The sequence below is a fragment of the Microbulbifer maximicatervae (SeqCode) genome, from assembly GCF_056231245.1.
In genome coordinates this window covers 3,021,216-3,041,956 of the sequence record NZ_CP174334.1, presented here as the reverse complement: position 1 = coordinate 3,041,956, position 20,741 = coordinate 3,021,216, and the positions used below count along the sequence as shown (strand labels likewise).

The window sequence follows — 20,741 nt, the reverse complement described above, 5'->3', positions numbered from 1 at the left end:
TTTATTTAGAGGCTCCTTATATAAATTTAACGTTCCAAGCCATTAAATCTTAATACTACCGTGAAGATAATCTATAGCGCCTCCCTTGAGAGAGACTCTGTTACTATGCAGTTCGCAGTGAATTAGTCCAGTCCGCTTGGAGAGTTGCTTAGCTAAAAGTACATCCTTTTTAAATTGTTGGCTCCAATATGGTGCCAGTTGACAGTGCGCTGACCCTGTCACAGGGTCTTCGTTTACCCTTAATTTTGGATAGAAGCATCGGCTAACGAAATCAATATCGTTACTTGCCCCAGGAGCGGTAATGACAACTCCTCGTTTATCCAGCTGGGAGAGTTTTATAAAATTTGGATTTACAGATTTTAGATCGGTTTCGCTACCCAACACAGCTATATAATCATATGCACACAGAACTTCTTGCGGAGTGATGCCGAGGCCATCAATAAGAGCACCAGGTGCTTCTGTGGATACCGGAATGCTAGCCGGAAAGTCCATGCTATAGACAACTCCCGATCTCTGGACTAACAGTGGGCCGCTTTTTGTATCAAACTGGATGGTTTGGCCTGAGTATCTTAAATGAGTAAATAGAACGTGGGCAGCTGCGAGTGTGGCGTGGCCACATAAATCTACTTCTGCCTCAGGAGTAAACCATCTCAGAGAAAAGGAATCTTCATTTTTAACAAAGAATGCGGTTTCAGAGAGATTGTTTTCCTCAGCTATCTTTTGCAGCGTATCATCCGCAAGCCAGTTATCAAGAGGGCATACAGCAGCGGGATTACCTTCAAATACCTCGGAGGCAAAGGCATCTACTTGATAAATTGCTAGTTCCATTAGTTTTTTCCTTGAGTAATAGATGCTATTTTGGGGCAGTATAAAATTATTGTGATAGTTGGCTTGTTTGTGCCAGTTTGTTTTTTGGTATACAAACTATCTAACGGCTGAGGGAAGCCAGGATGCTCATACCATCAGTGCTCCATGGGGCGGGTCTTCAAAGTCTACAGAAATATAGCGAACTATTTACAGGCTCTCTAGCTGCGCAAAGCGACGTTCGTAATAAATCAAGCCGTTGGATATGCGCATAATCTCAAGAAGGTCTCCAGAAGAAAATCCAACAACAATCTTAATAGGTGCTTCGTCACTGTATTGGAGAAGTTGTTCGTTTTTGCAGAGTTCTCGCGCTAAGAGGGATGTATAGCATAAGCTGAAACCAATGTATCCGTCTCTATTTAGGTGTTTCGGCTTGTTAGCTCCTTTACACAAGGCTGCAATATTTCTCAAATATCTCGAGCCCAAATCAGATTTTGAATATATCCAATCCTGTCTGCTTTTAAATAGTTGAGGAAGTAGAGTTAAGCTGATATCTGGGAATTCCCGGCCAATACTATCTCTGAATTCACGTAGCTCGAAATATAGGATTGAAGGAGGAAGCGAGCCCCCAGCAGCTACCAGTTCTGTATCGAACCATGTTTGGGCTAGGTCAAGTTCATCCGTTCCTAGCATAGTGGGCAGCTTTAGCCATGCCAAATTGGGAGTTCGGCCATCAGCCCAAAAAGAAAGGTTTTCAAGGCCGTCTTGGATGGATTCATTTTTTTCTAGTGTATCGAAAATCACTTCATAGTATTCAGCTATAGACAAACCCCGAACTCCTGTCATATCTCATTTTTGCTTAGTATATCGATCAAGCAAGTCAGTGGGGATGTTTTTGGCTTTTCCTTCTGATTCAGCAGTATGTGCGCTGGGGCGCAATCTAAAACAACCATCCCGTTCGAAATGAAATTCCAACAAAAGCAAAGAGAACGGACAGTACTGTAACTGGGATAATATGGTATGCCAGTGCAGTGAGATTTTTTTCAGAAAGATTTGGAATGATTCGCAGCCTTGCGTCAATTGCCAGTAAGAAAGTGCATGCCAAAAGAATCAGTTTGAAGGATACCAGGCGAGAAATTGGATTGGAGAAGTTGAACCACTGCGATAAGTCAGGCAGTAGGGTATATGAGAGATATAGCCCGGAGAGTATTTGAATGAGCAGGGCGGGGATGCCAATCTTTTCGTAGCTGCTTTCAAACCGGGAAAGAAAAGCTACATCCTTATCCCGTAAAACTTTGGGTAGTATTGTGCAGGCAAGTATCAGATGCCCACCGGTCCAAATTGTTGCACCTAGAAGGTGAAAAAAAAGTACTACGTTGTACATCCTGTCCCCCAGACAAATCCTTGTTGGGGGACTATAGCGCTAAAATCTACGGGTGTCTGCTGCCAAATAGGGGTAGAAAGTAGCGCTGTCTACTCCCTGGGTTCCGGCCGGGACCAAATCCAGTAGGCGCCGCAGCTGATGCCGCCAATGGTAAAGCAAAGAAGGTAAATATTACTGATATGAAGGATGGCAAAAGCTAGGGATATAGCCATTGTCAGGCTGGCCAGTAACTTGGTTCTGCGGCTTACATAACCACTGCGCCAAGTCCGCAATAGATGCCCAAAGAGATGGTGTTCTTCGATCCATTGGTGCAGGCGCTGGGAGCTGCGTGATGCGGCCCAGGCACCGAGGACAATAAATACAGCCGACGGCAGGCCGGGAAGAATGGCTCCGATAATGCCAAGGGCGATAAAAAAGCAAGCAGCGGCGCCCCACAGCCAGCGCATCCAGCCCTTTGCCAACGGCGGGGTGTAGGACATTACGCTGTCTTCAGTGGATTCTTTCATTCGGTACCTCTACCTTCTAGCTTATTGCAGTAGTTGTGCATCAAAAGTAACAATATTTGTCCGCTTGGTCTGCTTGCTCATAAGCAGTTTGCCCAGCACCTAGTCAATAGAGTCAGCAGGCCGATAGGTCGCTAGTGCAGGGTAACGGATTATGTGGATGATTTCCTCTGTCCAGGGAGGTGACTTTCTGGTTTATGTGAAGCCAGGCCTCCCAGTTCTGAGAAAGCAATTTATTTTGGTTAACGAATAAAAAATTCGACCGGAACGGCCATTGTCAGAGGATCACCGGGTACCTCTTCTGGTGGTCTAGGCAGTGGTTCTGCCCTGCGCACCAAGGCCACGACTTCTCGGTCGAGAGACGATATGCCACTGGCTCGGTGCAGCTCAACCTTTAGTACTTTGCCTTTTCTGTCCATCGTGAATTGTACCCAGGGAATACCTTGTTGACGCCGTATTTGGGCGCTACGGGGGTAGCGTTTTCTTCGCTCAAGGTGAGCCTGTAATTGGTTCTGCCAGGTTAATCTGGCTTGTGATTCCCTCTGGTTCAAGGCGCCCACTTCCGGTGCCGCAGCTTGCTCTGCTTCTGCTACATCTGCCGCGAGAGGGGCTGATGTTTCTTCAACAACAGTTTCTCCAGTAGCCTCTCCACTGGAGTCTTGTTGCTGTGCGATTTCCTTCTCTTCCACTGGCTCAGGGGTCTCTTCCTTTTCCTCCGTGGGGGGCTCCTCTTCGGGCTTCTCAATGGCAATTTCCGAGGGGGCTTCTGGCAAAATAACAGGCTCTGACTGCGCAGAGGTTTTTTGTGGCTCGTTGCTCTGCTGGTTTGCGGGAGAGGATTCCTGTTGTTGAGGACCTACCGGTAGCGACGTGGGTGGTGCCACTGGAGCGGCTACCATACTGACTTCAAATACCTGTGGTGCTGCAGCAGGCGGAAGTGCCAGTTCGGATTTGGGTTGCCATAAAAAATAGACGGCAATAAGTCCGTGAAGGGCTAGGGCACAGCAAAAGGCGCAGAGCGATAGAAAAAATCGCGGACGCTTCGCAGATTTTACCTTCGGGCCGGCCAAGAGGCTCATTGGTTTACGGTCGCCGGTTTATCCAGACCTACCAGAGCGATTTTCTGGTATCCGGCACTGGCAAGGCGGTTCATCAGGTCCATCAAATCCCCATATTCCACTTTGCTGTCGGCACGCAGCAGGATTTGCTGTTCTGTGCCAATTTCATTTGCCCGGAGTTCAGCAGCTAAGTTCTCCCGCACAATAACTTTGTCCTCACCGAGAGTCAGGGTGAGGTCCTTTTGCAGGGTGAGATATTTCGGATCTTCTGCCTGGGGTTGTTGTGGAGCTGTCGCCGAGGGTAGATTGACGGGCACGCTTACAGTGGCCAACGGAGCCGCAACCATAAAAATAATTAGCAATACCAGCATTACATCGATAAAAGGTGTGACATTGATATCGTGCTGTTCTGGCAGTTCTTCGCTATTGCTGCTGTTGAGATTGAATGCCATTAGTTGACGCCCTGAACCTGCGGTACTGCGCGCTTTTTGTTCGCGCTAACCAGTTCGGCGAGCGGGCGCGCATTTGGATGATGGCGATCCAGGTCCCGACTAATCAGTACCATTAAGGCGGTGACATTATCGGCCAATACCGCACGATAATTGCCGATAGCCCGGGAAAAGTAGTTGTAGATCACTACCGCCGGAATTGCAGCAACCAGGCCGATCGCAGTTGCCAGCAGGGCTTCGGCAATACCTGGAGCCACTACGGCCAGGTTTGTGGTTTGGGTTTTTGCGATACCGATGAAACTGTTCATGATGCCCCAAACAGTTCCAAATAAACCGACAAAGGGGGCGACGGAACCGATGGTTGCCAGAATTCCGGTGCCACGGTTCATGTCGGTAGCGAGAGAAGCTTGGACTCTTTCCAGGCGAGCCAGAACACGTTCTTTTAAGCCGTCATCTGACACTGGGCCACCTGAAGATAAGTCGAGTTCGTGGCGACTCGCTTCTACCAATAACAGGGCACCGCCGGTTTGGCCTGAAAGCTTTGATTCAGCATTGGCGAACGTCTTGCTTTGGATCAGGGTTGCCAATAATTGTTTGGCCTTGCGACGTGTTATTACCAGCTGCAAGGTTTTAAAAAGCCAAATCGCCCAGGTTAAAACCGAGGCCAACAGTAGGCCGATCATTACGCTTTTAACGACGATATCCGCGGCGTGATACATTCCCATGGGAGATAAATCGTGTGCGCTGAAAGCGGTATCTCCAATGTTGGAGGTTGCAGTCGAGGTAGAGTTGTCTTGATTTTCTTGCAACCCCACGGAGGTTTCCACATCTCCCTCGAGAACTATTTCTGTATTGCTTTGTTCGCTTGAGTTGGAATTATTTTCCTGCGCTAAAGCCGGCAATGGGCCCAATGTGCTGCCTAGCAGGCACAATAAAATTACAGTCCAGATTTTCATTACCGACTCCTGGCTTCAGGTGAAAAATAAATTAGGGTGTAGCGGGCGCTAATAATTGTTCGACATTTTGTCGTGCAAAAGCAAAGGCTTGTTTGGCCCCATTGAGGGCTACTTCTTTTTGCTCTTGGTTGAGTTCAAGAGCATCTAACGCAGTTTTGAATTGGCGCCAGTGTAACCCGCGACCGTCTTCATGTCCTGCCAAGTGGCGTGCGCCGAACTCTTCTGATAAATCCAGATGTTTGCGCGCGTACTTGAGAAGGAATGCCGCTCCTAAGTTGGAGCCTTCAACTACGTAGAGCCAGCCCAGTGCAGAGTGGAAATCAGTAATTGTGACTTCTGCTGCGGCTTGTTGATCAGCTTTTAAATCGCTCTCGGGCATTTCGAAATCAGCACAGTCCTGGAGGACTGCTTCAGAGCGGTCTCTCTCTTTCAGGCCGGGCAAAAAATTATTTAATTCGTCACTTTGAAACCAATCAGATACCGCTTGATGCAATCGCGACTGCGTGCGAACAAACAGTGCATATCGCTCGCGATTGGAAAATGGTGACAGGGACATAATGCGTTGATCTAGACTCTCGTGGGTCGTATTAGTGCCTTCTTTCAGCCAAGCGGAAAAGGTGGGCTCTGTTGGTTCAACGGATTGGCATTCTGCTGGGTTGCTCACGGGATTTTTCCAAAACAAATTAAACAATAACCGCCCGGTTATTCCGGTGGCTTTGTAATGGGTGACGGACCAAATTCAAATTAACCCATCCCGTTGATCAATATTTTTTGAAAAATTCACCGGGTTATTCCAAATTGATATAACATTCTCAGCTCAGCTACTTTAAATGAGAATAGATATCATTTACAGTCCCCGCCCTCAAAAGATTACAGCGCAAGGTCTGAGTTTTGGCCCCGGAAACCCCTTCAACCCCAGGATTTGATGAGCTTTACCAAGAGCACCACGAGTGGCTTGTCCGTTGGATTGCGCGCCGAACTTCCGGTGTTGATAATGCCCAGGATTTAGCTCAGGACACTTTTATTCGTCTGCTGGATAGGCCGAGCCTGCCTGCGGGGATTCGAAGCCCGAGGGCCTGGTTAACCAAAGTGGCCGGGAACCTGCTGATCGACCAAGCCCGTCGCCAAGTGCTGGAGAAAAATTATTTAGCGCTGCTGGAAAATTTGCCGGAACCGGAATGTCCCTCCCCGGAAGATAAGTGGGAGCTATTGGGGCTTTTGGAGCAAATTGATCAATTGCTCAGTGGTCTGCGCCCGATAGAGAAAACGGTATTTCTAATGGCGAGACTAGACGGCTTAACATACCGCCAGGTGGCTGAGCAGCAGGGGCTAAGCCTTTCCTCAGTAGAGAAATATATCGCAAAAGCCATGCTCAAGTGCTATGCCGCTGCGTACGATAACGAATAATTTTCTATGGACTTGGAACTTGCTTGCTGATGTCAAACGCCCCAGAAAAAAATAGAGAAAAAATTCCTGAAGCAGTACTGTTGCAAGCCGTTAGCTGGCGCGTTCGCCTGGGTTCCGGCGAGGCGCTTGACTCAGAGCGCGATGCTTGCAGTCAATGGCGTTCGGCGGACCCTCTGCATGAACTGGCGTGGCAGCGTTTTGAGCGGATGGAGTCACCTCTAGATACGGTGGCTCGCCGAGCGCCGCGTTTGGCCCATTCCACCCTCAATCAAACCGATGCAGAAATTCGCCGTTTAAATCGCAGGGCTGCTCTTAAAACCATGGGCGGTGGTGTCCTTGGGGCTTTTGCCGTTGGCCTGGTGGGATATGACACCGGTTTGCTGAAGTATATGTCTGCCGATTATTCCTCTGGTTCTAAGCCGGCCCAATATACTCTGGATGATAAGAGCCAAGTCTGGCTAAACACCGGTAGTGCCATTGAATGGGAATCGGGCACAGCAATCCGTTCCCTTGTTCTGACTAAAGGTGAAATGCACTTGACCAGTGCCGCTGACCCGAGGCCAATGCAGGTATCGGTGCCTCAGGGGCAGCTGATTTCCCGTGACTCGCGCTTTTTTGTCCGCAATGGCGATGACCACACGATTTTGCAGGTTGTGGAAGGTGGGGTGCAGGTTCAGCCGAGTGCGGATATAGAGCCCTTTGCAGTTAAAGCGGGTGAGGCTTATCGTCTTACTGGAGCCGGTTCACTCGCTCTGGACAGCAAGATGTTTGATTACAGCGGATGGATTGACGGGGTGCTTTCAGCTCGGAGCATGCCATTAGGGGCACTGCTTGAAGAGTTGTCTCGCTATCGTGTTGGTTTTTTACGCTGTGATCCGGCATTAAGAGATCATCAGGTTTCCGGGGTTTTCCAGCTTCACGATATCGACACCATCCTAAAAATATTGGCGCGTTCGGCGGGAGCTGAACTGAGCTATACCACGCGCTGGTGGGCAACGATTCAATTGCAGGGCTGACGGTTTTTTCGGAACGGGCAACCTTTAATTCCTGCTCTTATTGCCAGATGACCACAAAAAGTTATCAGAAGGTGTCATTTTTTATTTTTGATGACGCTTTTGATTGCTAGTTTTCCCTCCGAAGCAAAAAAAACAAAATAATTCTCATTTAGATTACGGGTTTTTGATTTTCGTTCGGCTTCCTAGTTATACACCTGAGAATAGGAAGCCGCTTAAATGCAGTCCCGCGCCCCAAAACATATTTTGCCCACCTTGTTGGCACTGTTGTTGGCCGTAGTTCCCGTATCGAGTTTTGCGCAAGCCCAGCAGGGCAATACAGCGTTGATCGAATTCAGTTTGCCTGCGGGTAATCTGGGAGATGTGCTCAACCTCTACTCGCGTCAGGCTGGGGTAACGCTCTCTTTCGACGAGAACCTGGTGGAAACTATTTCTGTTCCAGCACTATTTGGTAGCTACCGTGCAGAAGAAGCTCTGTTGAGCTTGCTGCGGGGCACCAACCTGCAAGCGGTTCCCGTTGGTAGCGGAGCCTGGTTGATCCAGTCCGCTGGCGAGCAGGATCTGATGGTGCTGGACAGCATTCAGGTTGAGACCCGTGATGGCGGTGAAAAAGACCAGGTATTTCGCGAGTCCGGTTCAGTAAATATTCTCACCCAGGAAAATATTGAGCGCTTTCGCGGTACCAGTGTTGGCGATATTTTTCAGGGCACCCCCGGTGTACTTATCAGTGAAAACCGCAATTCCGGTGGTCTGGATGTCAATATTCGCGGTATGCAAGGGCAGGGCAGGGTTCCTGTCTTAATCGATGGCAGTCGCCAGGAAACAACGATTTATCGTGGTTATGCCGGGGTTTCCAGTCGCAGTTATATTGACCCAGATCTGATTGGGTCCTTGCGTATTGATAAGGGGCCGGTAATGGGTGCCGAGGGCACTGGCGCTACCGGTGGCGTTGTCAGTGTAAATACCCTGAGAGCGGAAGATGTCGTAAAACCCGGCGAATTGTCGGGTTTCCGTGTTCGTGTCAGTGGTATTGGAAACAATAGCGAGGCTCCAGAGGCTGGTACTTACGCTGGTTACCACTTGCCGCGCCCTGTTTATCGCTCCGATTGCCGCTTTGCAAGTGATTGCACCGCTGACTATACAATGCCGGACAGCTTTGCGCCGGACCATGGAATGGATAGGCCCAGCCTGTTGGATTTTGAGGGTTACGCGGCGAGCTTTGCGGGCGCCCAGCGTTTTGAGTGGGGTGATCTGGTATTGGCTCACGCCCAGCGCGAACAGGGAAATTACTATGCGGGTACTGATGGCCCCGCGCCGGAAGTGGTTATTGGTGAGCCTCAAGAAATGGCTTGGTATACCGAGACTAAGGTTGAGCTGGAGAGTGAACTGGGAGAAAGCATCCCTTACCGCGCCGGGGAGCGGATTCCGAATACTAGTTTTTCTAGCGATTCCTGGTTGTTAAAAAGCAGTCTCCATTTGCCAAAAGACCAAAGTCTTGAGCTGGGCTATATCCGCTATAACAGTATCTTTGGTGAGATGATGCCCTCGCAAGTTCTTTCAAATTTCGGTCAGGCGCGCGAGTGGCTCGATAGTGAAGTGCTTAACCAAACCTACACTGCACGCTATCGTTGGCAGCCGGTGGAATATGATTGGGCCGACTTGCGTGTCAATTTTTGGCACACCGATGCGGTCACTGATCTGAACACACCGAATATATTCTCTATCGAGGTGGAGGATAATATTGCGCGAAATGACGATTATCAGCGCTTTGGCCTTGATATCACCAATAGTATGCGCTTCTACCCCATGGGTGAATTGCGCTGGGATTATGGTGTTTCTGCACAGTGGGAAGACTTGGATAGCGATACCCAGACCGCTGAAGGTATTTATGCGGGTTCCCGCAGTGGTGGGCGCGATGAGTACAGCTTGTTCACCGGTATTGAATGGCAACCGTGGCCGGAGTGGACGCTGGAGTCTGGAGTTCGTTATACCCATTTCTCTTCAAAAGACAATAATCCCCTCCCGTTGAGCATTGATTCCGATTTTTGTGTAGATAATGGGGAAGGGGGCTGTGAGGACGTTTACTACAGCAATAGTCGCTCCGGTACTGCACCTATTGTGGTTTTGACATGGGAGCCGATCAAGGGTTTGCAATTCTATGCCCGCCATGCGCAGGCTTTGCGTATGCCGAGCCTGTTTGAAGGTACCACTGGTTTCTCATCGAGCCCCGCACTGGATATCACCCTTAAGCCTGAGCATGCAAAAAATAATGAGGTTGGGATTAATTATCTTAACGGCCAGTTATTTGAAACTCATCATCAACTCCGAGCGAAAGTTGCTTACTTCGAAAACCATGTTGACGATTATTTGACTCGCACCGGGGTCAACGCCGATGAAGAAAAGCAAGGTAGCGGTATCTCCGATTTATTCCGTATGCGAAATATCGATAGCCTCGACCTTGAAGGTTTTGAGTTCAACCTTGGATACGATGCCCTCTGGTGGTTAGTTGAGCTGAGTGCTACCAAATACAGCCACATTGAAGTCTGTGATGTTGCCAGCTATGTGCGTACTTACTGCACGGATTGGGGTATAGAAAACAGTTATTTCAATAATATGGTCCCACCTAACTGGCATGCCAGTGCGCATATTGGCTTGCGTTTATTCCAGGAAAAATTGGAATTCGGGCTGCGCGGTACTTTTATGGGGGAGCGAAACCCTGTTCCTTATTACGGCGATCAAGCTGGATTTACTGAGCCGGTGCTGTGGCAGAGCTACGAACTGTTAGATTTTTATACCAGCTTCCAATTTAACGATAGTTTTTCGGTGGATTTCACCGTCGACAACGTAACCGATCAATATTACATCGATGCTTTGAGTCTTGGCTTGGTGCCTGCACCGGGACGTACGGCAAGACTCAGTCTCACTTATCAATATTAAACATTTGGAGTTCCACAGATGAAAAGAGCAGCAGCCCTTATCGGCATGCTATGTTTGTCTCTCGTGCTGGCCGCCTGTGGTGGCGGTGGTTCGGGCGACGGCTCAAATAATAAACCTACCGCCAGTATCAGTTTGTTGTCCCCTGTAGACACAACTTTCTCCTTGGCTGGCGGTGATGTCACTGTTCAATTGAGCGGTACTGACAGTAGCAGCTCGCGAGATGCAAGCCTGACTTATCGTTGGGAGCTGATTGAGTGGCCTGAGCTTAGCCTGGTAGAGTTGGCCAGTGCTGAGGATGCCTACACAGAGTTTACAGCTGATCTTCCAGGCGACTATGTTGTGAGCCTGATCGTGGATGACGGTACTGAAACCAGTGAAGCATCCCGTATAACGTTGACTGCAACCAGCCCGAATCCAGTGGCAATTACTGAGCCGGTGCACAGTGTTATCCTGGGTACTCAGACCCTGGGCCTTGATGGCAGCTTGAGTACTCCGCCAACGGGTGAGACTGGAGATCTGGAATATTTATGGGCCCTGGTTGAAAAGCCTCTCGACAGTGCTGCGTACCTGACTAACAGTGACTCTAGCCAAGCTACATTGCACTTGGATATCGAAGGTGACTACAAGCTTGAATTAGTTGTTACTTATAATGGAGTTGCCAGTGAACCTGCGGAAGTTCTGGTAACAGTTTCCGCCGGTGATGCTCCACCTGTTGCCGTAACAGAAGACCAGACGATTACTCTTGGAGAAGAAGTTGTACTGGATGCGAGCGAGAGTTATGACCCTGAAGGTAACTCTCTGCAATACCGCTGGAAGTGGGCTTATAGTCCAGTGGAAACTGATGGTGTTCCGGTTCCCGAGTTAGAGGGAGAGACAACCTCTACCGTTAAATTTACTCCCATTGCGGCAGATACTTACAATTTAATTTTGTTTGTTTTTGATGGCGCAAGAAAGAGTGAGGAGCGTGAAGTTACTATCGTAGTTGAAGCCGATTCCGAAGCGGAAGTCAATGATGCTCCAATTGGTGAAATCGAAGCGACTGGTTACTACCCGTCCTACAGTATTGGTGAGCAAGAGCTGGGGCTTCGCGCTGAATTTAATTTTGTTGGCTATGACCCTGAGGGTGATGCTCTGCAAATTATTGAAGCGGAGCTAATTGAAAAACCTGAAGGTAGTGTTGCCGAACTGGTTGATATTGGTTCTTGGAAACCGCTGGGTAAGAAAATCCAAGAGCTGGATGTGGTAGGTACCTATCGCGTAAGTATGACCGTATCTGACGGAACCAACCAGATAGACCTAGAAGCCACTATGGAAGCCAAGATTGGCAAGGTAAATGGTTATCCTTCTACCCGTAGTGTCGAAGCTCAGTCCAAGTCTGTGCTCGTTGGCGATGCTTTGGTGTTTGATGCCTCCAGCAGCGACCCTAATAATGATGAAATGACCTTCCACTGGGAGCTGGTTGACCGGCCCGATGGGAGTGATGCAGTGATTGAACCGGTTACCGAACCGGAGAGTGGGGAGCTTCGCCGTGCTCAGGTAGTTACCGATGTACCGGGTTCCTATACCGCTCGCCTGATCGTCAGTGATGATCGTGGTCTATATGCCAAAACCTACTCTGAAGACGATGGTCTTGCCAAAGTTTCCAACACGGCACCAGAAATCCGTTCTGTAGTTTGGGCGCGCAACTGGGGTAGCTTATCCACTGGTGAAGATTATTACCAAATCCTGCCCTGTATGTCCCTGCTGCATCGCCCTGTGGTGGTAGATGCCGACGGTGATGAAGTATTCACTTATGAAGAGCTGATCAGCGCGCCGGAAGGTGGTGAATTTACCAGCTATCCAGATAGTGAAGATTGTGAAAATACAACTGGTACCGTATTTTCGAAAGCGGGCACCTACGTATTCCGCTACTACGCTACAGATTTGATTGATGATGCGCCGGAATACGATTTTGTTGTAGAAGTTGAGCCCATGAGCGAAGCCAAGGGTGTGCGTCTGCGTAATATCAACTCCTGGGAAGAGAGCCTTTGGCTGCCCATGCCGTACGAAAATATTCCAAGCTACGGTACCCCGTCAGATTTACGGTGGGATACATCCCCTACCGAAGATGAATACCTACAATGGTCTCTGACTGCAGTTGATGCCGATTACACCATTGAGAATGTACAGGTGAAGCATATCAATGGCGATTTGGCTAGCCTTACACCATGGTTCGAGGGTGTTGCAGAGGGACAGGTTATTAGCGAGGGAGAGTCTCTGGACTTCAAGACATGGGTACCCTCTGTTCCCTGTATGCGCACAGATGAAAAAATAGAAGGCTTCCATTTCTCATTTAATATTAAAGAAATCCCGGAGTTGACCTTCACCTACGAAACCTGGGTAGCCATAGATGATGGTATCTTTAGCGAGGGCTGGAGACAGTGTGAAGCAGGGGAGTTAAATTAATCTTTCAGAGCTTACTTCTGCAATAACACATATTATTGCTGAGGTTCTATAACATTGTGACCTCTTTGAGAAAGGGCGCCTAATAGGGCGCCCTTTTTTAATCGTAATCAAACCTTAAAAGCTATTTTGTGCCCAATCATTGACTGCTTCTAAAACGAACTGTTGGCTTTTGTCATTCTTATCACACTTGTAAACCTGAAGACGCTCACCCTCTTCGGTTGAGCTACCCGGTGCGTCTATACAGTAGGTCCAGTTCTTATCGCGATTTTGGATGACCCCACTTTCCTGGATTTGCCATTTCTCCGAATTGCCGCCGTCACAATCCCACAGGTGCATTTTATCGCCGTTATCAGCAGAGCCAGTGTTGAAGTCAACACAGTATTTATTATTACCCTTAGGGCGGAGTTGGCCTTCAGCAGTATAAACAAACTGCTGTTCATTGCTGGAGCCACAGTTATTCATATTTAGGTTTGAGCCATTGCTATAGCCCTGGGAGACGGTCATGCACAAGTCAGCATTTGAGGCAGAACGGATTCTCAAATAGCCAGGAAGACTTCTCCTTACTCCGACAAAAGGAATTGCCGTGCCAGTATAATTGGGGGTGGTTGCGACTGTATCAGGATCCATCCCGATTGCAGTGGCACCATGTGCGATTGCTGTAAATATGTAGCCATAGTCGGTATTGCTAAAATCGCCAGAACTATCCCATAGGTGCATCAGCTGTTTGGTTTCAGCGGCTGCGTTGGCTGTTATCTGGTAATGATCGCCAGCCTGGACATTGCCGCAAAATATTCTTTGCGAACTACTGCTGTCTATTGAATCAATGGAGCCGGTAAATTCTTCTGGATCTGCGGTATCTATATCAGGACATAAAAATGCGCTCATCTCGTAGGAGTCTAATGCGGATTCCATTCGATTATTGACGTTGCCTGACTGTCCTCCGGTAAAAATAACGATTACTTTTTTGTCGTTATTTAATAAGTTGCCAACGCTAGGCCATCCCGTACTTGTAAGCGTGGTACGGTAATTTTCTGAGGAAGAAATTTGTTGTAAATATGCAAGCATATCCTGGTAGCTGTATTGGAGGTCGCCAAGCTCTTGTTGGATATACTGGTCAAGCAAATAAATTTCATCTGCATACCAGGCATTAAACCAATCTAAATTGGTTTTCATATCGATATACAGCATTATTGGCGCTTCAATAGTGTTAACGGAGAGCCAGGATTTTATATCGTCCAGACAGTGTTCCAGACGATCATCGTCTCCGTTGCTATTGCACATGTGATTACCGATGTCGTTTTGTCCATGAGCAACATGGGGTCCATGGCTGCTACCTTGCCAGGAACCGTGATCTACGACATCGATTTCCAGTGATCGAAAGCCTTTGTCGAGCCAGTCAGTCAGTGTTTCACCGTCTTCTAGCCGCTCATAGCTGTTATGGGGCTGTAAGTAATAAAGCTCATCAATACGATGCTCACTGGTGGCCGCTTCTGCTTGGTAATCGGGCCAGTGAAAAGTGTCAGCTTTACTGATGCTGGGTATAGATACCCAAAGTGATAGACATAGAGCGCCTGTAGAGACTTTGAGGAAGGACATTGGGGTTCCTGTTATCATTTTAATAGTATATTTATTATTTGTTATATAAAAAGTGTGTTAATACTTTGTTACCAGAACTGGATAATTTAAGCCTGTTAATTAACTGTTTTTTTTCAAACGGCATTGAGATGCGTAGATTTTTATTTAGATTACAGGTAATTGTTCGTAAGTAGGCAAGTGTTTGGAATTTTTGAGTTGACAGTGAGAGGCTAGGAGAAGAGTACTTTGGGAAAGTACTCTAACATCTAAAGCATATGCTTGTATTTGGCGATGGTCCATCGTGCACGTTTTATTGCTATTTACGTCCCATTCTCTTATCTACCTGCTTTCTCTCCCAATCTTCACCAAAGAAATTAAATAAATTGAAGGTGCTAATTGCATGGGAGGCGAGCCCTATACCCCATCCAAATGCCGCCCAGAGTGACCATAAGTATCCGGGAGCGAGTATTAAGTTGGCAATTACTAGCCCCGAGATAACTAATAAGTAGGTGATTAGGTGTTGGTAAAAGCTCTTCAGCTTCTTGACATGCTCAATGACTTTTCTTTCTTTGGCGGAGATCTGGTCTCGGGAGTTCATATTGATGACCTTGGCTGATTAGCTACAGCAGTGGGGAATATTATTATTCGAGTTATTTTCAAGTTTGGATAGAGATATTAACCACAGCCAATGAAATGTGGCAAGTAGTGAAATTTTCAAGTGTATGAAGGATGCCTGATGAGACCAAGCATCCATAAAAGAGTACTACACAATACAGTCTGGTTGTTCTGAAGGGTGGGCTTTAATAAAGGCCGGTAGTTCATTGCATGCGTCTGTGATTTTCTGGATTTTGGGATATTGGGTCATATCCAGGCCAAAGCGCTCCGCACTGTATACTTGCGGGAGTAAGCAACACTCGAACAACCCTGGATTGTCTCCAGCGGCGAAAGGCGAGGGTCTTAATTGCTTCTCCAGTGCGGAGAAGCCCAGGTGTATCCAGTGCTGAATCCATTGAATTTTTTGCTCATCACTGACTTTGAGTTCAGCCTGGAGGTACTGCAGAACCCTGAGGTTCTGTATAGGTTGAATATCGCTGGCAATACTTTGCGCGAGCGCGCGGATATGTGCGCGGGCTTCAGGAGCCTTTGGAAGTAGCGCTGGTTCTGGATGGGTTTCATCCAGCCATTCCAAAATGGCGAGGGATTGGGTGAGACTGGTTTCGCCATCATTCAGGGTTGGCAGTAGCCCGTGTGGATTCAGCGTGCGGTAGTCGTCTCCGTGCTGATCTCCCTTGAGCAGGTTTACCGGGTGATACTCGTATTCCAGGCCTTTCAAGTTGAGCCCGATACGCACTCGGTAGCTGGCGGATGAGCGAAAGTATCCGTAAAGGTCCATTCTCTTTCCTTTCCTTTTCTTTGTTTTGGCGTTTGGCTGTTTGAATGTCAGCCTTCTTGGTGTTGTCTGGATGCGCTGTATTCACTTTGGCTTCCAGGAGTTTACATAATCTGTTAGCTCCACGGCATGGGCATCCGGGAGAATATCCCAGGGGGTGCGGCTGTCGATCATTACAGCAACTTCATCGGTTTCCTTGCGTGCATGCCGGGCTCCGGTAGCAAATGCCTTGGGGTGGGGGCCGTGGGTAAATCCCATGGGGTGGAGGGTAAGCATCCCCGGATGAATATTGTCGCGGCTAAAGAAGTTACCGCGGTGATAGAAGATGAGTTCATCAAAGTCATCATTGTTGTGGAAGAAGGGGACTTTGAGTGCGCCAGGGTCACTCTCAATCGGGCGAGGTACAAAAGTCGCTACAACAAAACCTTGTGCGATAAAGGTGGTATGAGCCGAAGGGGGTAGGTGGTAGCGGTGGCTCATCAGCGGGCGTATATCGCGCCAGTTGATGCGAACGGCCAGGTTGTCCCCAGTCCAACCACAGGTGTCCAGTGGGTTGAAGGGGTAGGTAATGGTCGACAGCTGTTGCCGGGCTTTAACCACAACCCGCCACTCATCATCGCCCTGTTGATCGAGAAAGGCTTTATCTATACGAGGCACATCCAGCATCGCCTGGTCAAAAATTGCATTGGGGCCAAGGAAGCCTTTTTCGGGGAGCTGAAAATGGCTACCTATCGCCTCTACCATCAATAGTTCCAGCGGCTCATCCGCCGTCGGCGTCAGGCGCCATAAGGTGCCGCGGGGCAGCAGGATATAGTCGCCATCTCGAATAGAGAGGTGGCCAAAATCGCAGAACAAGTCGCCGCTCCCATTGTGTATAAACAGGAGTTGGTCGCCGTCAGCGTTTCGCACCAGATGATCCATAGGCTCCCGGCAGGTCCAGAGGGCGACCTGGCTATCCTGGTTTCGCAGGATCGGCTTTTGATCCCAGGGGCTTGTTCCCTTGTGCTTCATTTGCGTGGCATCAAAAGCGTGGGGACGCAGTGGACCTTCGAACTGACTCCAGCCGGTGGGGGGATGACGATGGTAGAAGTGGGTGCAGGGCCCAAAAAAACCCTCTTTGCCCATTTCCCTTTCAAAGCTGTTGGGAGGGAAATCTGCATGGGCTTGGCGGCTTGTATTTCCTTCCGTTCGCGGAAAGCTGATCCACTGTTTCATGGCGTGGCCTCGCTTCTGTGCGGATGGTTCGAAGGTGTGGCGAAAAATTGAGCATCTCAGCGCCACTTACACGCAAATTTCTTGCGCCATAGATCCAATTAGTTCGCAAATATGGCGCAAAAAAACCTATACTGTCCGGCCATTTTTTCGTATGGCCCGGTAACTTTTCCAGAAAGTATTTGTGCCGATAGTGGTTACAATTGAAACCAATGTTAGTTAAATTGAGTATCAGGTACAACCGGGACACCCGAGTAGGCAGGTTTGAGGGCAGCTATGACAATCGAACAAAACACGCGACCCACCGTTGTTGAGAACGACGAGCTGCGCCTCGAAAAGTTCTTACCCTACCGCCTCTCGGTACTTTCCAACCGAGTGAGTAATGCTATTGCGCAAGCTTATGGTGCGCGCTTCCACCTCACCATTCCCGCTTGGCGGGTTATGGCAATTCTGGGTCGTTTTCCCGATTTATCCGCCGCCGAGCTGGTTGAGCAGACGGCGATGGACAAGGTCGCAATCAGTCGGGCCGTCTCTTCCCTGTTAAAGAATGACTACATTACACGCAGTGAAGATCCCGGTGACCGGCGCCGGCAAGTGCTGAACCTGTCGGAGCTGGGGCGTGATATTTATGCTCGCATAGTGCCGCTGGCCCATCAGTACGAGAATGACTTGATGGCATCCCTATCCACTGAGGAGCGGGAACAACTGGATTGCATTATTGATAAGTTAATGGTGCGCGCGAAGGAATGGTCTGAGCGCGGCCTCGTTGATGAATAAATGAGATAACTAAGAGGAGTTTTCAGATGTTTGAGCATTTAAACAGCCTTCCGCCAGATCCGATTTTGGGCCTTTTGGCCAGCTACCGCGCGGATGAAAACCCCAGCAAAATTGATCTCGGTGTGGGCGTCTACAAAGATGAGGCAGGCCATACCGCTGTCTTGCAAGCCGTCAAGGAAGCCGAAACCCGCTTATTACAGGGTGAGGAAACCAAGGCCTATATCGGCCCGGCCGGAACTCCGGGTTTCAACACCGCCATGCAGGAGCTGGTACTGGGTGCCGGGCACCCCGCGTTGGTGGGCGGTCGCGTTCGCTCAGCTCAAACTCCCGGTGGTTGTGGTGCTTTAAGAGTTCTGGCGGAATTGATTAATCGCGCCAAAGCTGGGGCAACCGTGTGGGTGAGTGACCCCACTTGGGCTAACCATGTGCCGCTTCTGGGTAATGCGGGCTTGCAAATCAAGAGCTACCCCTACTACGACCGAGCTACCAGCAGTTTGCAGTTCGACAAAATGGTCGAGACCCTGAAAGATGTGGGTGAGGGCGACGTTGTTCTTTTCCACGCCTGCTGTCATAACCCCTGTGGTGCGGATCTGTCCCGTGAGCAGTGGAAAGTGTTGGCGGAAATGGCGCAAAAGCAGGGCTTCACGCCGTTTATCGATATGGCCTATCAGGGCTTTGGCGAAAGCCTGGAAGATGATGCCTACGGCCTGCGCTTGATGGCTGAATCTGTTCCAGAAATGCTGGTTGCGGCTTCCTGCTCGAAAAATTTTGGCCTCTATCGCGAACGTGTCGGCCTGGCTATGGTGATTTATGCGAATGGTGAAGCCGCCGATAAAGGCCATAGCCAGTTGCTGAGCGCTATTCGTGGCAACTATTCCATGCCACCTTCCCACGGTGCTGCCATTGTAGAATCTATTCTTACTGATGCGGGACTGAAAGCGAACTGGGAAGCTGAGCTGACCGAAATGCGCGAGCGTATTAACGGTTTGCGTGCTGGATTGGTAGAAGGGCTCGCCGCAGCGGGTGCTGCTGGTGAGTTTGGCTTTATCCGCCAGCAGAAAGGGATGTTCTCATTCCTGGGTATCAATCCCGAACAGGTACAACAGCTGCAAAAGGACTATTCCATTTATATGGTGGACTCGAGTCGCATCAGTATTGCCGGCCTGAGTTCCAATAATATGGAATACTTCTGTAAGGCTGTTGCCAGCGTGCTGTAAATTCGGCACATTTGGGGGTGAGCAATATGCTCACCCTTAAGATTTATCCTTTAGAAGTAAGAGTGAAAGATGGAAGTTGAGCTAGGAGTCCCAGTGCCCGAATCCCCCACCCAAATTTGGACCCCCCAGAGCTGGCGAAACTTCACCGCACATCAACAGCCCCAATACACGTCTGCCGAAGATGTTGCCCAGGTGGCTAAACAGCTCTCTGGTCATCCGCCCCTGGTTTTTGCGGCAGAGGCTCGCGAGCTGCGCCGTCAGCTGGCTCAGGTTGCCGAGGGGAAAGCCTTCCTTTTGCAGGGCGGTGATTGTGCTGAATCTTTTGCCGATTTTAATGCAAACCGCATTCGCGATACTTTCAAGGTATTGTTGCAGATGGCTGTCGTGCTCACCTTTGCCGGTAACCTGCCGGTGGTGAAAGTTGCGAGAATGGCCGGCCAATATGCCAAACCCCGTTCAGCAAATACCGAGACGGTGAACGGAGTAGAACTGCCCAGCTACCGTGGCGATATTATCAACGGCATTGATTTTACCGCTGAAGCGCGCATACCTGACCCTCAGCGGATGGTAACTGCTTATAACCAATCGGCAGCCACCCTGAACCTACTGCGAGCTTTCGCCCAGGGGGGATTGGCCGATCTGCATCAGGTGCACAAATGGAATCTCAGCTTCCTGAAAAATAACCCTCAGCGGGAAAAGTATGCCCAGCTGGCGGAACGCCTTCAGGAAGCTTTAGAGTTTATGGCGGTATGTGGTGTTACCTCAGAGAACTCTCCCGCAATTCGTGAGACTTCACTCTATACCTCTCATGAGGCGCTATTACTTGAATACGAGCAAGCGCTGACAAGAACCGATAGCCTTACTGGCAAATGGTATGACTGCTCCGCACATATGCTGTGGATTGGTGAACGCACTCGGCAACTGGATGGCGCTCATGTGGAGTTTCTCTCCGGTGTTTGTAACCCGATTGGGGTGAAAGTTGGTCCAAAGATGCAACCGGATGAGCTGCTGCGTTTGATCGATAAGCTCAACCCCGAGAACGATGCAGGTCGCCTTACACTGATTACCCGTATGGGCGCCGATACTTTGGGAGAAAAATTGCCTGCATTGGTGCGCGCCATTCAAGCGGAGGGGCGCTCGGTGGTATGGAGCACTGATCCCATGCATGGCAATACCGTTAAAGCGGGTAACGGCTATAAAACTCGCGATTTTGAAAAAATCCTGCGGGAAATTCGCGACTTTTTCTCGGTACACTGGGCCGAGGGAAGCCATCCCGGCGGTATCCATCTGGAAATGACCGGGCAGCATGTCACTGAGTGCACCGGTGGAGCTTGGAAAATTTCTGAAGCAGACCTGGCCAGTTGCTACCGCACCCAATGCGATCCGCGACTGAATGCCGATCAGGTGTTAGAGCTGGCGTTTTGTGTTTCTGAATGGTTGCGCGCTGGTCGAATTGCTTAATTGACTGTTCTCTTTAATTAAGAAATTCTGAATGTAAAACCTCTTATCTTGAGCCTTTGGTTCGAATAAGGGGTTTTGCATTTTTCCTATGTTAAATTCCCGCTAAATCTGCCTTTCTTGTATGTCTTCTTTATTGTAAAGAGTCGCACAGTT

18 protein-coding genes are annotated in these 20,741 nt (G+C 49.2%); 7 read left to right on the top strand and 11 right to left on the bottom strand.

The annotated features are described in order from the left end of the window. Positions 1 to 42: 42 nt before the first annotated feature. The 7 genes from ACJJIS_RS13095 to ACJJIS_RS13065 form a co-directional block, all read right to left on the bottom strand. Positions 43 to 828: a PhzF family protein gene (locus ACJJIS_RS13095; RefSeq protein ID WP_444905716.1), complete on the bottom strand. Its 786-nt coding sequence runs from the start codon at positions 826 to 828 to the stop codon at positions 43 to 45. Between the two features lie 186 nt (positions 829 to 1,014). Then, a complete protein-coding gene (locus ACJJIS_RS13090) occupies positions 1,015 to 1,632 on the bottom strand; it encodes a hypothetical protein (protein WP_444905715.1) in 618 nt (205 codons plus the stop codon). Between the two features lie 645 nt (positions 1,633 to 2,277). Beyond that, positions 2,278 to 2,694 carry a YbaN family protein gene (locus ACJJIS_RS13085; protein WP_108732723.1) on the bottom strand — a complete coding sequence of 139 codons (417 nt, stop codon included), beginning with the start codon at positions 2,692 to 2,694 and terminating at the stop codon, positions 2,278 to 2,280. Positions 2,695 to 2,933: 239 nt separating this feature from the next. Further along, the gene (locus tag ACJJIS_RS13080) at positions 2,934 to 3,770 is read right to left on the bottom strand and encodes an energy transducer TonB (protein ID WP_413665228.1); all 837 of its coding nucleotides are present in this window, start codon (positions 3,768 to 3,770) and stop codon (positions 2,934 to 2,936) included. Further along, positions 3,767 to 4,201 (bottom strand): biopolymer transporter ExbD, encoded by a 435-nt coding sequence (locus tag ACJJIS_RS13075; RefSeq protein WP_444905714.1) that lies wholly within the window; start codon positions 4,199 to 4,201, stop codon positions 3,767 to 3,769. Before ACJJIS_RS13075 ends, ACJJIS_RS13080 begins: the two co-directional genes overlap by 4 nt. Next, a complete protein-coding gene (exbB, locus tag ACJJIS_RS13070; protein WP_444905713.1) occupies positions 4,201 to 5,154 on the bottom strand; it encodes a tonB-system energizer ExbB in 954 nt (317 codons plus the stop codon). Before exbB ends, ACJJIS_RS13075 begins: the two co-directional genes overlap by 1 nt. Positions 5,155 to 5,185: 31 nt before the next feature. Next, positions 5,186 to 5,818, bottom strand: a complete 633-nt coding sequence (locus tag ACJJIS_RS13065; protein WP_444905712.1) for a biliverdin-producing heme oxygenase — start codon at positions 5,816 to 5,818, stop codon at positions 5,186 to 5,188. A gap of 227 nt (positions 5,819 to 6,045) precedes the next feature. Between ACJJIS_RS13065 and ACJJIS_RS13060 the strand changes: the two genes are divergently transcribed. The 4 genes from ACJJIS_RS13060 (at position 6,046) to ACJJIS_RS13045 (ending at position 12,956) form a co-directional block, all read left to right on the top strand. After that, positions 6,046 to 6,561 (top strand): sigma-70 family RNA polymerase sigma factor, encoded by a 516-nt coding sequence (locus tag ACJJIS_RS13060; protein WP_282933363.1) that lies wholly within the window; start codon positions 6,046 to 6,048, stop codon positions 6,559 to 6,561. Between the two features lie 29 nt (positions 6,562 to 6,590). After that, positions 6,591 to 7,577, top strand: coding sequence for a FecR domain-containing protein (locus ACJJIS_RS13055; protein WP_444905711.1), 987 nt, complete (start codon positions 6,591 to 6,593; stop codon positions 7,575 to 7,577). A gap of 216 nt (positions 7,578 to 7,793) precedes the next feature. After that, positions 7,794 to 10,511 carry a TonB-dependent receptor gene (locus ACJJIS_RS13050; RefSeq protein WP_475708306.1) on the top strand — a complete coding sequence of 906 codons (2,718 nt, stop codon included), beginning with the start codon at positions 7,794 to 7,796 and terminating at the stop codon, positions 10,509 to 10,511. 18 nt (positions 10,512 to 10,529) lie between these two features. Then, positions 10,530 to 12,956, top strand: a complete 2,427-nt coding sequence (locus tag ACJJIS_RS13045; protein WP_413665234.1) for a PKD domain-containing protein — start codon at positions 10,530 to 10,532, stop codon at positions 12,954 to 12,956. Between the two features lie 114 nt (positions 12,957 to 13,070). Here ACJJIS_RS13045 and ACJJIS_RS13040 read toward each other — a convergent pair whose 3' ends face one another. The 4 genes from ACJJIS_RS13040 to ACJJIS_RS13025 all read right to left on the bottom strand — a co-directional run bounded on the left by ACJJIS_RS13040 (position 13,071) and on the right by ACJJIS_RS13025 (position 17,136). Beyond that, positions 13,071 to 14,552, bottom strand: coding sequence for a ricin-type beta-trefoil lectin domain protein (locus tag ACJJIS_RS13040; protein ID WP_475708305.1), 1,482 nt, complete (start codon positions 14,550 to 14,552; stop codon positions 13,071 to 13,073). A gap of 295 nt (positions 14,553 to 14,847) precedes the next feature. Then, complete coding sequence (locus tag ACJJIS_RS13035; protein ID WP_444957306.1) at positions 14,848 to 15,129, bottom strand: 2TM domain-containing protein; 282 nt, start codon at positions 15,127 to 15,129, stop codon at positions 14,848 to 14,850. A 165-nt stretch (positions 15,130 to 15,294) separates the two neighbouring features. Then, positions 15,295 to 15,924 carry a maleylacetoacetate isomerase gene (gene maiA / locus ACJJIS_RS13030; protein ID WP_444927426.1) on the bottom strand — a complete coding sequence of 210 codons (630 nt, stop codon included), beginning with the start codon at positions 15,922 to 15,924 and terminating at the stop codon, positions 15,295 to 15,297. Between the two features lie 81 nt (positions 15,925 to 16,005). Then, positions 16,006 to 17,136 (bottom strand): homogentisate 1,2-dioxygenase, encoded by a 1,131-nt coding sequence (locus ACJJIS_RS13025; RefSeq protein WP_475708304.1) that lies wholly within the window; start codon positions 17,134 to 17,136, stop codon positions 16,006 to 16,008. A 273-nt stretch (positions 17,137 to 17,409) separates the two neighbouring features. On the opposite strand from ACJJIS_RS13025, the gene ACJJIS_RS13020 reads away from it, so the two are divergent. The 3 genes from ACJJIS_RS13020 (at position 17,410) to ACJJIS_RS13010 (ending at position 20,588) form a co-directional block, all read left to right on the top strand. Continuing rightward, the gene (locus ACJJIS_RS13020; protein ID WP_444894279.1) at positions 17,410 to 17,910 is read left to right on the top strand and encodes a MarR family winged helix-turn-helix transcriptional regulator; all 501 of its coding nucleotides are present in this window, start codon (positions 17,410 to 17,412) and stop codon (positions 17,908 to 17,910) included. 26 nt (positions 17,911 to 17,936) lie between these two features. After that, a complete protein-coding gene (locus tag ACJJIS_RS13015; protein WP_413665239.1) occupies positions 17,937 to 19,127 on the top strand; it encodes an amino acid aminotransferase in 1,191 nt (396 codons plus the stop codon). Between the two features lie 69 nt (positions 19,128 to 19,196). Next, positions 19,197 to 20,588 carry a class II 3-deoxy-7-phosphoheptulonate synthase gene (locus ACJJIS_RS13010; protein WP_444896762.1) on the top strand — a complete coding sequence of 464 codons (1,392 nt, stop codon included), beginning with the start codon at positions 19,197 to 19,199 and terminating at the stop codon, positions 20,586 to 20,588. The last annotated feature ends 153 nt before the right edge of the window (positions 20,589 to 20,741 follow it).